Annotated in this window: 10 protein-coding genes; 7 read left to right on the top strand and 3 right to left on the bottom strand. The window is 68.6% G+C overall.

Going from position 1 to position 14,280, the window contains the following annotated elements:
- Positions 1 to 4: 4 nt before the first annotated feature.
- The 3 genes from PUR56_RS08220 to PUR56_RS08210 are packed head-to-tail and all read right to left on the bottom strand — an operon-like array spanning position 5 to position 2,986.
- Positions 5 to 763: an SDR family NAD(P)-dependent oxidoreductase gene (locus PUR56_RS08220; protein WP_329875453.1), complete on the bottom strand. Its 759-nt coding sequence runs from the start codon at positions 761 to 763 to the stop codon at positions 5 to 7.
- Entirely contained in the window at positions 760 to 2,103 is a 1,344-nt protein-coding gene (locus PUR56_RS08215; RefSeq protein WP_329875451.1) for an enolase C-terminal domain-like protein, read from the bottom strand. The genes PUR56_RS08220 and PUR56_RS08215 overlap by 4 nt, the downstream gene beginning before the upstream one ends.
- Positions 2,104 to 2,134: 31 nt before the next feature.
- Positions 2,135 to 2,986: a fumarylacetoacetate hydrolase family protein gene (locus PUR56_RS08210; protein WP_329875449.1), complete on the bottom strand. Its 852-nt coding sequence runs from the start codon at positions 2,984 to 2,986 to the stop codon at positions 2,135 to 2,137.
- Between the two features lie 531 nt (positions 2,987 to 3,517).
- Between PUR56_RS08210 and PUR56_RS08205 the strand changes: the two genes are divergently transcribed.
- The 7 genes from PUR56_RS08205 (at position 3,518) to PUR56_RS08175 (ending at position 13,687) form a co-directional block, all read left to right on the top strand.
- Positions 3,518 to 4,570 (top strand): sugar ABC transporter substrate-binding protein, encoded by a 1,053-nt coding sequence (locus PUR56_RS08205; protein ID WP_329875447.1) that lies wholly within the window; start codon positions 3,518 to 3,520, stop codon positions 4,568 to 4,570.
- A 59-nt stretch (positions 4,571 to 4,629) separates the two neighbouring features.
- Positions 4,630 to 6,177, top strand: coding sequence for a sugar ABC transporter ATP-binding protein (locus tag PUR56_RS08200; RefSeq protein ID WP_329948405.1), 1,548 nt, complete (start codon positions 4,630 to 4,632; stop codon positions 6,175 to 6,177).
- A complete protein-coding gene (locus PUR56_RS08195) occupies positions 6,161 to 7,201 on the top strand; it encodes an ABC transporter permease (RefSeq protein WP_443034459.1) in 1,041 nt (346 codons plus the stop codon). The genes PUR56_RS08200 and PUR56_RS08195 overlap by 17 nt, the downstream gene beginning before the upstream one ends.
- Positions 7,202 to 7,494: 293 nt before the next feature.
- Positions 7,495 to 8,199 (top strand): FadR/GntR family transcriptional regulator, encoded by a 705-nt coding sequence (locus PUR56_RS08190; RefSeq protein ID WP_329875443.1) that lies wholly within the window; start codon positions 7,495 to 7,497, stop codon positions 8,197 to 8,199.
- A 286-nt stretch (positions 8,200 to 8,485) separates the two neighbouring features.
- Complete coding sequence (locus PUR56_RS08185; RefSeq protein ID WP_443034458.1) at positions 8,486 to 9,547, top strand: sugar ABC transporter substrate-binding protein; 1,062 nt, start codon at positions 8,486 to 8,488, stop codon at positions 9,545 to 9,547.
- 478 nt (positions 9,548 to 10,025) lie between these two features.
- Positions 10,026 to 12,854 carry a hypothetical protein gene (locus PUR56_RS08180; RefSeq protein WP_329875441.1) on the top strand — a complete coding sequence of 943 codons (2,829 nt, stop codon included), beginning with the start codon at positions 10,026 to 10,028 and terminating at the stop codon, positions 12,852 to 12,854.
- Positions 12,855 to 13,300: 446 nt separating this feature from the next.
- Entirely contained in the window at positions 13,301 to 13,687 is a 387-nt protein-coding gene (locus PUR56_RS08175; protein WP_329877291.1) for a hypothetical protein, read from the top strand.
- Positions 13,688 to 14,280 lie beyond the last annotated feature (593 nt).

The raw sequence follows: 14,280 nt of genomic DNA, 5'->3' as shown, positions 1-14,280 counted from the left end.
CCCCTCACTGTCCGGCCGGGCGTAGGCGCAGGCCCGCCATGCCGCCGTCGACCGCGAGGGAGGTGCCGGTCACCGATGCCGACTCCGGGCTCGCGAGGTAGGCGATGGCGGCGGCGACCTCGCGGGGTGTGACGAGGCGTCCGGTGGGCTGTCGGGCGTTGAGCGCTGCTCGCATCGCCTGCGGGTCGGCGGCGCTGTCCAGCAGCCGACCCACCCACGGGGTGTCGACCGTTCCCGGGGAGACGCAGTTCACCCGCACACCTTCCCTGATGTGGTCGGCCGCCATCGCCAGGGTGAGTGCGAGGACGGCGCCCTTGCTGGCCGAGTAGAGCGCGCGTTGGGGGAGGCCGGCGGTCGCGGCGATGGAGCAGACGTTGACGACCGAGGCGTGCGCGGAGACGCGCAGATGCGGCAGGACGGCGCGGGTGACGCGGGCGAGCCCCACCACGTTGACGTCCAGCACGTGCCGCCACTGTTCGTCCGGGTTGTCCTCGACCGTCCCCACGGCGCCGATCCCGGCGCTGTTGACGAGGATGTCGAGTCCGCCAAGCCGGGCGGTGGCGTCGGCCACTGCGGACTGGACCGCGGCGTCGTCGGCCAGGTCCGCGGCATAGCCGGTCAAGGGGCTGGAAAGTCCGGTCGGTGCGAGGTCCAGCACGGCAACGTGGGCGCCGCGTTCGGTGAGCAGGTGGGCGGTGGTGAGGCCGATGCCGGAGGCGCCGCCGGTGACGATGGCCCGCAGGCCCTGCAGTGCGCTGGTCATGAGGAGCTCTCCGCTCGACGCTCGGGGCGGTCGGCGGCCCAGAAGGTGCCGCTGGGGTAGCTGTAGGTGTGGATGGACTCCGGGTACATCGTCGAGGAGAAGCCGGGTTCGGAGGGAGCGGTGTAATGCCCGTCCTTGATCGTGGCGGGATTCACGAAGTGCTGGTGGAGGTGGTCGACGTACTCGATGACCCGGTTCTCGGTGGTGCCCGAGAGCGCCACGTAGTCGAACATCGACAGGTGTTGGACGAGCTCGCACAGGCCGACGCCGCCGGCGTGTGGGCAGACCGGCACGCCGAAGTGCCTGGCGAGCAGCAGGATGGCCAGGTTCTCGTTGACCCCGCCGACCCGGGTGGAGTCCAGCTGCAGGATGTCGATGGCGCCGGCCTGGAGCAGCTGCTTGAAGACGATGCGGTTCTGGACGTGTTCGCCGGTGGCGACCTTGACCGGGGCGACGGCCGCCCGGATCGTGGCGTGGCCGAGGATGTCGTCGGGGCTGGTGGGCTCCTCGATCCAGTACGGGTCGAACTCGCCCAGCGCCTTGGTCCACGCGACGGCCTCGCCGACGTTCCAGCGCTGGTTGGCGTCGATGGCGATGCGGATACCGGGGCCGACCGCGGCGCGGGCGGCACGGCATCGGCGGATGTCGTCCTCGAGGTCGCCGCCGACTTTCAGCTTGATCTGTGTGAAACCGTCGGCGATGGCCTGGAGGGCGAGCCGGGTGAGCTTCTCGTCGCTGTAGCCGAGCCAGCCGGGGGAGGTCGTGTAGCCGGGGTAGCCGCGCAGGCGCAGGCGGGCTTCCCGTTCGGCGCGCCCGGGCCGGGCGGCGTGCAGCAGTTCCAGGGCCCGCTCGGGGGTGAGGGCGTCGGCGATGTACCGGAAGTCGATCTGGGAGACGAGCCATTCGGGTTCGGCGTCGGCCAGCAGCTGCCAGAGTGGCTTGCCCTCGCGTTTGGCGGCGAGGTCCCATACGGCGTTGACGGCGGCGCCGATGGCCATGTGTATCACGCCCTTCTCGGGGCCGAGCCACCGCAGTTGGCTGTCGCCGATGAGGTCGCGGTTGAGCGATCCGGGGTCGGCGCACAGGTCGGCGACGGGTCGCCCGACCACGTGGTGGCGCAGTGCGTCGAGCGCCGCGACCTGGACCTCGTTGCCGCGTCCGATGGTGAAGGTGAAGCCGTGGCCCTCGAGCCCGTCCCCGGCGTCGGTGCGCAGGACGAGGTAGGCGGCGGAGTAGTCGGGGTCGGGGTTCATCGCGTCCGAGCCGTCGAGCTCGCGCGAGGTGGGGAAGCGGATGTCGTAGGTGTCGACGGCAGTGATCCGCGGTATCGGCCGGGGCACGGTCGGTCCCTTCGGGAGAGGAGGATGGAGGTCAGGCCTGGGCGAAGGTCTGGCGTTGCAGGCCGAGACCGTCGATGGTGAGCTCGACGGTGTCGCCGGGGCGCAGGTAGGGGGCGCCTGGCAGACCGAGGGCGACGCCGGCGGGGGTGCCTGTGTTGATCACATCCCCGGGATTGAGTACCAGGTACTGGCTGAGATAGCGGATCAGGTACGGGATGCCGAAGATCATGTTCTTGGTGTTGCCGTCCTGGCGGAGTTCGCCGTTGACGGACAGCCGCAGGCCGAGTGCCTGCGGGTCGGCGATCTCGTCGGCGGGGACCAGCCAGGGGCCGAGCGGGTTGAAGGTCTCGCAGGACTTGCCCAGGTCCCACTGCGAGGAGAAGTCCAGCTGGAACTCTCGCTCGGACACGTCGTGACTGATGGTGTAGCCGGCGATCACATCGGTGGCCTGCGCGTCGTCCGTGAGGTACCGGGCTCGGCGGCCGATGACCACGGCGAGCTCCACTTCCCAGTCCGTCCGTGTCGAGGTCCGTGGGATCAGCACCTCGTCGTACGGCCCGATCACGGTCGTCGGATCCTTCATGAACACCACCGGGCGGGTGGGGATCGCGGCGCCGGTCTCCTCGGCGTGGTCACGGTAGTTCAGACCGATGCACACGATCTTGCCCGGGCGGGAGATCGGAGCCCCGATCCGCAGACCCGTCGCGTTGATCGCGGGCAACGCCTCCTCCGCCAGCGCACGGCGGACCCGCGCGATGCCGTCGCCGGCCAGGAATGCGGCGTCGATGTCCGAAGTCAGGCCACGCAGGTCGAACGTGCGGCCGTCGGCGGCCTGGACCGCGGGTGTCTCGTCGCCTGTGGGACCAAGACGGAGAAACTGCACGACAGGAACCCCCTCCAGAGGTGGCGGGCCTACATACCTGCGACCTCAATACATCTGATGAATTGGTGGATGCCTGACCATACGATCGCCCCTCGGTGAGCGCAAGAACCTGTGCGCACCGCGTGAGCAGGAAACGGGCACATCGGGGCAATTCGCCCCTGGGTTGGCTCAAGTTTGAAGATCTTCGCTGGTGTCGAGGTTACGGTTGGGATTCGTCGAAGCACGTCCCTTGTAACGATGTCGACCTGCTCTTAGAGTCCTCTCCACCGAAAGCCATCCGATGAATCCGTCTGGATTGCTGGAGCTCTCGGCAGCCCGGGGCTTCGGCCCCGCCGACGCGGTCCGGGTCCGCCCTGACACCGGCACCGCGCCGGGCGGCGGCGCCGGTACCCGCGTGAGGGCTGGGCCACCGGCCCCGCCCGCCCCCCCCACACGCCGACGCCGCCTCCCGCCCGCAGCGCGGGCATCCGACCCCTCTTCCCCGACGCCACCCGCAGTGGCGCGGCCAGCTCAGCCAAGGAGATCTGCACCATGAACGCTCGCATCCCCCGCACCACGGCCACCGCAGCCGTAGTCCTCCTGCTGGGCGGCCTCGGCAGCGCCTGCAATCGCGGCAGCGAAGTGACGCCCTCCGCCGACGGCACCGCCAAGCCGGCCATCGGCATCGACCTCCCGCGCGCCGATTCGGACTTCTGGAACTCCTACGCCCAGTACGTGAAGCAGGGCGTGGCGGCCCAGGGCCTGAACGCCCTGCCGGTCAGCAACTCGCAGAACGACGTCACCAAGCTGGTCGCCAACGTCCAGGTATTCCAGAACACCGGAGCCAAGGCCGTCGTGATGGCCCCCCAGGACACCGGCGCGATCGCCTCCACCCTCGACCAGCTAGCCGCGAAGAAGATCCCCGTCGTCAGCGTCGACACCCGCCCCGACAAGGGCCAGGTCTTCATGGTGGTGCGCGCCGACAACAAGGCCTACGGCACCAAGGCCTGCGAGTTCCTCGGCAAGCAGCTCGGCGGAAAGGGCAAGGTCGCCGAACTCCAGGGAGCCCTGGACTCCATCAACGGCCGCGACCGCTCCGAGGCCTTCGCCGCCTGCATGAAGACCAGCTTCCCCGGGATCCAGGTGATCGAGCTGGCCACCGACTGGAAGGGGGACGTCGCCTCCGCCAAGCTCCAGTCCACCCTGGCCGCCCACCCGGACCTCGGCGGTATCTACATGCAGGCCGGCGGCGTCTTCCTGCAGCCCACCCTTGCCCTGCTGCAGCAGAAGGGCCTGCTCAAGCCTGTCGGCGAGGCCGGTCACATCGCCATCGTCTCCAACGACGGCATCCCGCAGGAGTTCGACGCCATCCGGCAGGGCCAGATCGACGCCACCGTCTCCCAGCCCGCCGACCTCTACGCCAAGTACGCCCTCTCCTACGCGAACGCCGCCGCCCAGGGCAAGACCTTCAAGCCCGGCCCCACCGACCACGGCTCCACGATCATCGAACTGCCCAACGGCCTCGAGGACCAGCTCCCGGCCCCCCTGGTGACCAAGGACAACGTCGACGACGCGAGCCTGTGGGGCAACGGCGTCGGCAAGTGAACCTGCGGGCGGCGGCCGCACCGGCCGCCGCGATCCCCAGCGGAAAGGAACCCCTCACCATGGCGGACAGCCGCCCGACGGCCCCGGTCGTCGAGGCACACGGCATCAGCAAGCGATTCGGCGCCACCGTCGCCCTCTCCGACGCTCACCTGACGGTCGCCCCCGGCGAGTCCCACGCCCTCGTCGGCCGCAACGGCGCCGGCAAGTCCACCCTCGTCTCCGTCCTCACCGGCCTGCAGAACCCCGACACCGGCACCCTGCGCTTCAACGGCCAGGCGGCACCCGCCCCGGGCGACACCGACGCCTGGCGCTCCAGGGTCGCCTGCGTCTACCAGCGCTCCACCGTCATCGGCTCCCTCACCGTCGCCGAGAACCTCTTCCTGGACCGGCAGAGCGACCGGACACTGCGCCCGATCGGCTGGCGGCGCCTGCGCGCACGCGCGACGGACCTGCTCGCCGAGTACGGCGTGGACGTCGACCCCGCCGCCCGCGCCGACCGACTCACGGTCGAGCAGCGGCAGTTCGTCGAGATCGCCCGGGCGCTGTCCTTCGGCGCCCGGTTCATCATCCTCGACGAGCCGACCGCCAAGCTCGACGCCCACGGCATCGGCCGGCTCTTCGCCAAGCTCCGCGAACTTCAGAGCCAGGGCGTCGCGTTCCTGTTCATCTCGCACCACCTCCAGGAGGTCTACGACCTCTGTACCACGGTGACCGTCTACCGCGACGCCCGGCACATCACCACCACCCCCGTCGCCGGCCTCGACCACCACACCCTGGTCGAGGCGATGACCGGCGAGAGCCGCACGACCGACGACGGGGCGCAGCCGCGCTCAGGCCCCGCGCCCGATGCGCCGAACCTGCTCGGACTCGACCGTCTCACCCTGCGAGGAGCGTACGAGGACCTCACGCTGACGGCCCGGGCCGGCGAGGTCCTCGGCCTGGCCGGCGCCGCCGCCAGTGGCAACGTGCAGGCGGGGGAGAGCATCGCCGGCCTGCACCGCCCCACCGCGGGTCGGATCACCGTCGCCGGCCGACCGGTCCGCACCGGAAACGTCCCGGCCGCACTGGCCGCCGGCGTCGGCTTCGTCCCCGAGGACCGCCACATCCAGGGCCTGGTCCCCAACCGCAGCGTCGCCGAGAACGCCACCCTCACCGTCGCCAATCAGCTGGGCCCCCTCGGCACCGTCCTGCCCTCCCGGACCAGGGCCTTCGCCGAACGCATGATCGCCGACCTGGACATCAAGACCCCCGGGCCCGGCGCACCGGTGGACGCCCTGTCCGGCGGCAACCAGCAGAAAGTTGTCATCGCCCGCGCACTCGCCACCCGCCCGCACGTCCTGGTCGCCATCCGGCCGACCAACGGCGTCGACATCAAGTCCAAGGAGTCCCTGCTCGGCAGCGTTCGCAAGGTGGCCGACGACGGCAGGACCGCGCTGATCGTCTCGGACGAGCTGGACGACCTGCGGGTCTGCGACCGGGTGGTGGTCATGTTCCACGGCCGGATCGTCGCGCAATTCCCCCGCGGCTGGAGTGACGAACAGCTGGTCGCCGCCATGGAGGGCATGGCCAGCACTGACACGAAGGAAAGCCATGCCCCCCGTGACTGAACTGAACCCCCACTCCACCACGGCCACGACCACCGCCCCTCCGGCCGCCCGGCCGGGCCTGGACCTCGCCCGCTACCGGGACCTGTCACTGCTACCCGTACTGCTGGTCCTCGGCGTCATCGGCTTCATCGTCTCTCCGGCCTTCCTGACCTCGGACAACCTGCTCGGCGTCGGACAACAGGCCACCGAACTCAGCCTGCTGGTGCTGGCCGAGGCCCTCATCCTGATCGCCGGACGGATGGACCTCTCACTGGAGTCCACCATCGGTGTCGCCCCGGTGATCGCCGTCTGGCTGGTGCTTCCCACTCACGGCGACCGCTTCAACGGCCTTGGCCTCTTCACCGGCTGGGCCGCCGTCCCCCTCTGCCTGCTGGTCGGAGCCCTGATCGGCGCCGCCAACGGATTCCTGATCCTCAAACTGCGCCTCAACGGCTTCATTGTCACCCTCGGCGCCCTCACCCTGCTGCGCGGCCTGCAGATCGCGATCTCCCAGGGCCAGTCGATCGTGAACCTCCCCTCCTCCTTCACCTACCTCGGCCGGGCCTCCTGGCTCGGAGCCCCCGCCGCCATCTGGATCTGCGGCACGCTCTTCCTGCTCGGCGGCGCCGCACTGGCCTGGTTGCGACACGGCCGCGCGCTCTACGCCATCGGCGGCAACGCGGAGGCCGCCCGCGCGGCGGGAATCCGGGTCGACCGGATCACCTGGGCCGTCCTGATCGCCGGCAGCGTTCTGGCGGCCTTCGCCGGCATCCTGTTCACCGGCCACTACGGTTCCGTCTCCGCGGACCAGGGCAGCGGATGGATCTTCCAGGTCTTCGCCGCCACCGTGATCGGCGGCGTCAGCCTCAACGGAGGCCGCGGCACCCTCTTCGGAGCCCTCACCGGCGTCCTCACCCTCCAGCTCGTGGTCAACGTCATGACCCTGGCCGGCGTACCACCGCTGTGGAACCAGTTCCTCAACGGCGCCATCATCATCCTCGCGCTCATCGTTTCCCGCTTCGCCTCCGGCGAGAAGCAGGAGTAGCGGGCCGCCACCATCACCACCGAGACGGTACGGACGGCCACCCGGCCGCCGTACCGACTTGGCGTCCCCCCGCACCGGGCCATAGATCAGACCCCTGGCCCTCACCGTCCCCGCATGCCCGAGGAGCACGCCAAAACGGAACTGGCTGCCGCCAGGGCCTCAGCGTTGCGAATCCGCAGCCCTACCGTCTCCCAGTGGCGTTTCCCCGGGGAGTACCGTCATCCCCACTGCTCAGGATTAACGGCCAGGCCATACTGATACATCAGATGTCCAAACCAACGGGAGGGACGCACATGCCGGTAACCGACGAGGCGATCGACAGGATCAAGGCCATGATCGTCAGCGGTGAGCTACGCCCGGGGGCGCGACTTCCCAAGGAGGCCGACCTCGCCGAGAGACTGGGCCTGTCGCGCAGTTCCCTGCGCGAGGCGGTCAAGGCCCTCTCCCTCATCCGCGTGCTCGACGTCCGGCAGGGCGACGGCACCTACGTGACCAGCCTGGAGCCGAACCTGCTCCTGGACGCGCTGGGCTTCGTGGTCGAGTTCCACCAGGACGACACCGTGCTGCAGTTCCTGGAAGTGCGGCGGATCCTGGAACCGGCCGCCACCGCGATGGCCGCCCGCCGCATGCCGGACGCCGAGATCGACGGGCTGCGCCTCATCCTCGATCGGCTCGGCGACGACCCGAGCCTGGACGAACTGATCGCCAACGACCTCGAGTTTCACCAGCGGATCGCCGCAGGCGCGGGCAACCTCGTGCTCTGCTCCCTGATCGAGGGACTCTCCGGTCCGACCACCCGGGCCCGGATCTGGCGGGGCGTCACTGAGGAGGGCGCGGTGGAACGCACCCTCCAGCAGCACCGGGCGATCCTCGACGCGATCGCCGCCCGCCGGCCCGACCTCGCCACCGCCTGGGCCACCGTCCACATCTCCGGTGTCGAGGACTGGCTCCGCGGCACCCTGGGCTCGGCCGAATCCGCCCTGCCGCCGTTGGCGTAGCGGCCCGGTCGCATCCGGACCCGTGCCCGCGCTCCGGCTGCCGGACCCGTGCCCGCGCTCCGGCTGCCGGACCCGTGCCCGCGCTCCGGCTGCCGGACCCGTGCCCGCGCTCCGGCTGCCGGACGCGGGTGCGCGCTCGCGGCTGGTTGCGAGATACATCGGACGAAAACCAATGGAGCCCAAGGGTGAACGGCACAGTTCCTGCCGAAAGGCCTGCTGAATGCCTTGTTATAGCCCGATTCATCTCGTAAGGTCCCGGCCATGACTCCCTCAGTACATCGGATGAATGGCCCAGGTGATGACCCGGATGGAGCCCTCCAGACTCAGACACATTGCGGCCTGCCTGGCCGCCGTCCTGTTCGCCGCCAACGCGGCGGGCTGTGAGAACACACATCAGAACGGACCCCAAGAGCCCCTCATCGGCATAGATCTCCCGCGCACCGACACGGACTTCTGGCGCGCGTACGCGGGCTACCTCACCGAGGAGCAGGCCAGGACCGGGGCGCGGATCGCCGCTACCACCACCTCGCAGGGCGATGCCGGGAAACTGGCCGCCAACCTGGATGCCTTCGAGCGCGGCGGAACGAAGGCGCTGGTCGTGTCGCCGCAGCAGACCCAGCACCTCGATCTCACCTTGGACTCGCTGTTCGCCAGGGGGATTACCGTGGTCAGCGTCGACGCCCGGCCCGAGAGCGGCACCGTGTTCATGGTCGTGCGGGCCGACAATCGTGCGTACGGGACCAAGGCCTGTGAGTACCTGGGCGCGCAGCTCGCGGGGAAGGGGAAGGTCGTCGAACTGCAGGGCAGCCAGGAATCGATCAATGGTTTCGAGCGTTCCGAGGCCTTCGCGCACTGCATGCGGACCAAGTTCCCGGGAATCACTGTCATCGCGCTGCCCACGGAGTGGAAGGCGGACATCGCCGAGCAGGAACTGCGTGCCGCACTGGCGCGGGAGAAGAACGTGAACGGCCTCTACCTCCAGGCCGGTGGTGTCTTCCTGGAACCCGTGCTGGCGGTCCTGCGCGAGAAGGGCCTCCTCAAACCGGCCGGCCAGGCCGGCCATATCGGCATCGTCTCGAACGACGGAACTCCGCAGGAGCTCGACGCGATCCGCTCCGGCGAGATCGACGCGACCGTCTCCCAGCCCGCCGACCTCTACGCCAAGTACGCGCTGTACTACGCGCGGGAGGGCGCGGTAGGCCGTCACTTCAGCCCGGGCCCGACGGATCACGGCTCGGTGATCGTCGCCCTGCCCAACGGTCTGGAGGACCAGCTGCCCGCGCCCCTCGTCACGCGGGACAACGTCGACGACCCCGCCTTGTGGGCCAACCGGCGAGCCACGCGCTAGCCCTGCGGGCTCCACACCGCCCACGAGGCATCAAGGCATCGGATGAATATTCCGACACTGGAGTGATTCAAGGTCCTCGGTGATATGAGATCGCCGGTCATTAAGCGTGTTCAGCCGTGACCACGCGGCCTGATTCCGGCGAGACCGCCCCAGACGGCTGACTGCGTCAGAGAGCACGCCAGGTGGCTTGCTCGATAACAAAGATGCAGTACAACGGGTGTGGATCCATGGCTCTCGCCATGCCCGATCCGAGGCATCGCCTCCTGGGTTCCTGAGACATCCGATCGTAACGGCGAAAGCTGTTCTGCTTAACATCTATCTCACCAGGCGTATTGCCTATACAGTACCGGCCTACCTAGACATCGGATGTGTGTTCAGGAAGCGCGCAGATCAACCCGCGCAGCGACGCCCTCCGGTGGACTGACCCAGCAGCCGATCGCCCGCGTGGCGGGCGTTGGTCATCAACCCGAGGAGAGACATGAGAAAGAGACGGATGGCCCTACCGGCCATAGGGCTGCTGGTGGGCAGCCTGATCAGCACCGGAATGACCGTATCGGCGGTGGCGGCGGGGACGACGGACTTCTACGCCTCGCCCACGGGTAGCGGAACGACCTGCTCCAGCAGCACCCCGTGCGCTCTGACGACGGCGCGGGACAAGGCCCGGGCGGTGGCGGGCTCGATGTCGGGCGACATCCGCGTTCTGCTCCGCGGTGGCGTCTACACGCTGAGCGAGCCGCTCACCCTGGACGTGCGGGACTCCGGGACCAACGGCCACCAGGTCGTCTACACGGCCGCGCCCGGTGAGAAGCCGGTGTTCAGCGGTGGCCAGAAGGTCACCGGGTTCTCGGTGTTCGACTCCACCAAGGGGATCTGGCGGGCGACCCTGCCTGCCGGCGCACTGAACGCCGCGGCCCGGAACAGCAGGGACGTCTCCATCGACGGAGTGCCGGCGCAGCGGGCCAGAACCGTGACCTTCAGCAACGCGGTCTGGCCGACGGCCACAGGCGGCGCCTGGACTAGCGTGCACTACACGGCAGAAGGGAACGCCGCCCTCAGCGGCATCGACTTCGCGCAGATCTCCAGCCCCGAGCGGGTCGAGGTGGTCGACAACTACTACTGGAAGCAGCTGCGCTGCCCGCTGGAGAGCATCACCCCGACCACGGTCACCATTCCGGCCACCGCAAGCACCGTGCCGCCATTCCAGCCCGGCGGTACGAGCTCCGAGGTACGCATCAAGACGAACGCGGCCTGCTGGGCCAACCAGCACCTGCCGTTCCCGGGCTACCCCTTCAACGGCGCCGGAGCCCCTGCCCTCAGCAACGTCAGCTGGCTCGAGAACTCCTACCAGTTCATCGACCAGCCCGGCGAGTTCTACGTCGACGCCGCGGGCGGATTCCTCTACTACAAGCCGCGAAGCGGCGAGAACCTGGCCACCGCCAACGTCCAGGTCGGCGCGGTCGAGCAGTTGGTGAGCATTTCCGGCACGCCGGGACACCTCGCCCCGGTGAACGCCACACTGTCGAACACCTCCACCACCGGGACTGTGACGCTCGCCGACGACACCCCGCCCACCCCGCCGGCAGGGCAGGCCGCAGGCAAGGTCTTCGGAGACCTGAACCATGACGCGCTCAGAACCCAGCAGGTGGGCGCCTCGTTCAGCTACACCTTCACCGGCGTCGGGATCGACGTCCTCGGCGAGAAGATGGTGGACGGCGGCAACCTCGCCGTCTCCATCGACGGCGGCACTCCGACCATCGTCTCCAACCGCGGTACGACCCGCCTCGCCCAGCAGGTCCTCTTCTCCGCCAGAGGACTCACCGAGGGCACCCACACCGTCAAGGTCGTCAACCAGGCCGCCGGCACGGTTCGCATCGACGCCTTCACCGTGATCCCCAAGGCCGTCCAGCCGGTCCACGACATCACCTTCCAGGGCATCACGTTCGCCAACACCACATGGACCCAGCCCAACACCAAGGGGTTCATCGACGGCCAGGGAGGCGTCATCTGGGACCCGGACACCCACCTGAACGTCCGAGTCCCCGCAGCTGTCCAGGTCCATCGCGGCAAGAACATTGTCTTCGCAGGCAACGAGTTCGCCGCCCTCGGCGGATCAGGCCTCGATCTGGCGGACGGGACGCAGAACTCCACCGTCACCGGGAACTGGATCCACGACACCGGCAGCAACGCCGTGGCCGTCGGCGAGGTCGACGACTACTACCTCACCGACACCGTGCTCATGACGAGCGGCAACACGATCACCCAGAACCGGGTCGAGCACCCTGCCCGGAACTTCGCCGGATCTGTCGGTATCTGGGCCGGCCACGGACGCGACATCGAAATCTCCAACAACGACGTCGGACACACCCCGTACTCCGGAATCTCCCTCGGATGGGGCTGGGGCTTCGCCTCGGACTGCTCCATGCAGGCCGCCGAGGCCAACCAGGCGGGCGCCAGTCCCCAGTGGACCGCCTCGACGCCGTGCACCCAGGGAACCATCTACTCGGGCCGAAACAAGATCCTCAACAACTACGTCCACGACGTGATGGGCCTGCTCGTGGATGGCGGCCCGATCTATGTCCTCGGCGGCCAGGGCGCCGGGGCGGACAGCAGGTCCGTCATGGCCGGCAACGTCGTGAGCGGCTACAACAACGCGATCGGCGTCACCGCCAACAAGGACCTCTACATCGACGAGGGAAGCTCCTACTGGGACGTCTACGAGAACGTGGTCCGCTACGCGGACAAGACTCTGTGGACGCGCCTGTGGACGCCCACCATCCACGACATCAACGTGCACGACACCTACTCCAGCATCGCCGCGTACTCCACCAACGGCACCAACAGCACGGTCCAACCGGCCACCCTCGTCTCCAGGGGCGAATGGCCCGCTGCGGCCCTGGCCATCATCGCCGCGGCCGGGACCACCGAAGAGCACCTCTCCCCGGCCACGAAGGTCGACAACGACGACAGGAGGATCGACTACCGCGGAATCTGGACCGCTTTCGGCTTCCGAGGCAACGGTGACCGGGATGACAACGTTCACTCCACGCCCGAGAACGGAAGCTACGCACTCCTCACCTTCCAGGGAACCGGTGTGACGTTCATCGGTCCCAAGGCCCCCGACCAGGGCAACGTCGAGATCTACGTCGACGGCGTCTCCAAGGGCCTGGTCAACACCTACGCCGCCAGCCGTACGGCCCAGCAGAGCATCTACACCGTGAACGGGCTCACCCCGGGCAGCCACACCATCAAGATCGTCAAGCGCACCGGGGCCAAGGCCACCGTCGACGGGTTCGACATCACCCCCTGACCGCAATCGTCCCCACGCCGTGCGTACCGCGCAGGGCGCTGCAGGCAAATGAACTCTCCATACCCGGATGCGCCCGGTTTCACCGGGCGCATCCGGCCGACGCCCCCGAACAGCCTTTTCCCACTGACGCAGTTCCACCACATCGCCGCCGCAGCGCGAGTCGGGCAGACGCCGGACCGGCAGGGCTCGCAGATCCTGTCGTCGTGAGAGCAGCCAGTCGGTACCCGCGCGCTCGACGGCATTGCGCAGACGGCCGGCTGCCGCAACGACCAACGGTACTGGCCTCCGCGAGATCCTGCGGCGCACCGAGTGCAAAAAAGATAAATATAAATACAGAATTCTTGGCTTTGATGCACGCCATGAGGAAGCTCCCGGAAATGCGCTGTCGCATCCAGCCTTTAGAGCAATATCGTGATCCCTTTACTCTTTCACGCCAAGGAGCTCCCATGTTCCCTCAGGTCGCGGTCTATCTGCGCTGCTTTCCCAGCGATCCGTCCGGCATGGAATTCCACCGCCGGGCGATGGAAGGGCTCGCTCTGCGGCACGGCCTTCCGGAGCCGCTCGTGTACCTCGATAACGGACGCAGATACCGCGATGGCCTGCCCCAGCTGGAACTGCTCGAACGCGGCATCGCGAAAGGGTGGATCGATCTGCTCTTGGTCCCGGGTCCCTTCGTCTTCGCGCTCGACGACCGGCAGGCCGCGGCCACCGTCGAACGGCTGCGCCTCCTCGGCTGCCGTCTGGTCGAAATCCTGCCCAGGTGGTCCTATCGATACGACGCTCCGGTCGGCAGCCGGGCGGTTTCCCGACCACTATTGAACCTGAGAGCGTGACGTGGAGCTGTCCGCCCGACAGTTGTCGAGTTGTTCGGTTGCCCCCGGGGTCGCCGACGGCGGCCAACCGCGAACTCGCGTCCGCCCGCTTCGTGCGGACCGTGACTGTGGACGGCGCGGTGGTGAGCGTGTGGAAGGGGTTCGGCATCGACGCGCTAATCTCCCCGGCGGTCTGCAGCGCATCCCCGATGAGCACCACGAGGCCGCCACCCTCGACCGGGTCGGTCCCTGGCGCCAGGTCCGCTCGATCGGCCTGCCGGCTCCGGTTGACTGCTGTTCAACTCCTTCAAGGTGTTCGACCAGGTATGCGTGATGACCGGAGGGCAGCCCCAGCACGGCCACGGTGACCGGGTCCGCCTTCATCGACACCCGGTTGTCGAACGACGTGGGTGGCGCCTCTGCCGCCGAGACCACTATCCGGCGCTCCCCGCTGAGGGAGTGTTGTGTGTGGGTCAGGTGTCTCTGATCTCGCCGTGGGCGGTCTCGCGGCCGGTGAGGACGGCGAGTGCGGTGACGGCGCAGCCGGCGATGACGTAGAGGACGACGGGGGTGATGGAGTGGCTGCCGGCGACGAGGGCGGTGGCGATGAAGGG

The organism is Streptomyces sp. BE303 (assembly GCF_036290945.1).
Taxonomy (GTDB): Bacteria; Actinomycetota; Actinomycetes; order Streptomycetales; family Streptomycetaceae; genus Kitasatospora.
Note: the sequence above shows the minus strand (reverse complement) of the source record. Positions and strands in the feature narration are given on the sequence as shown.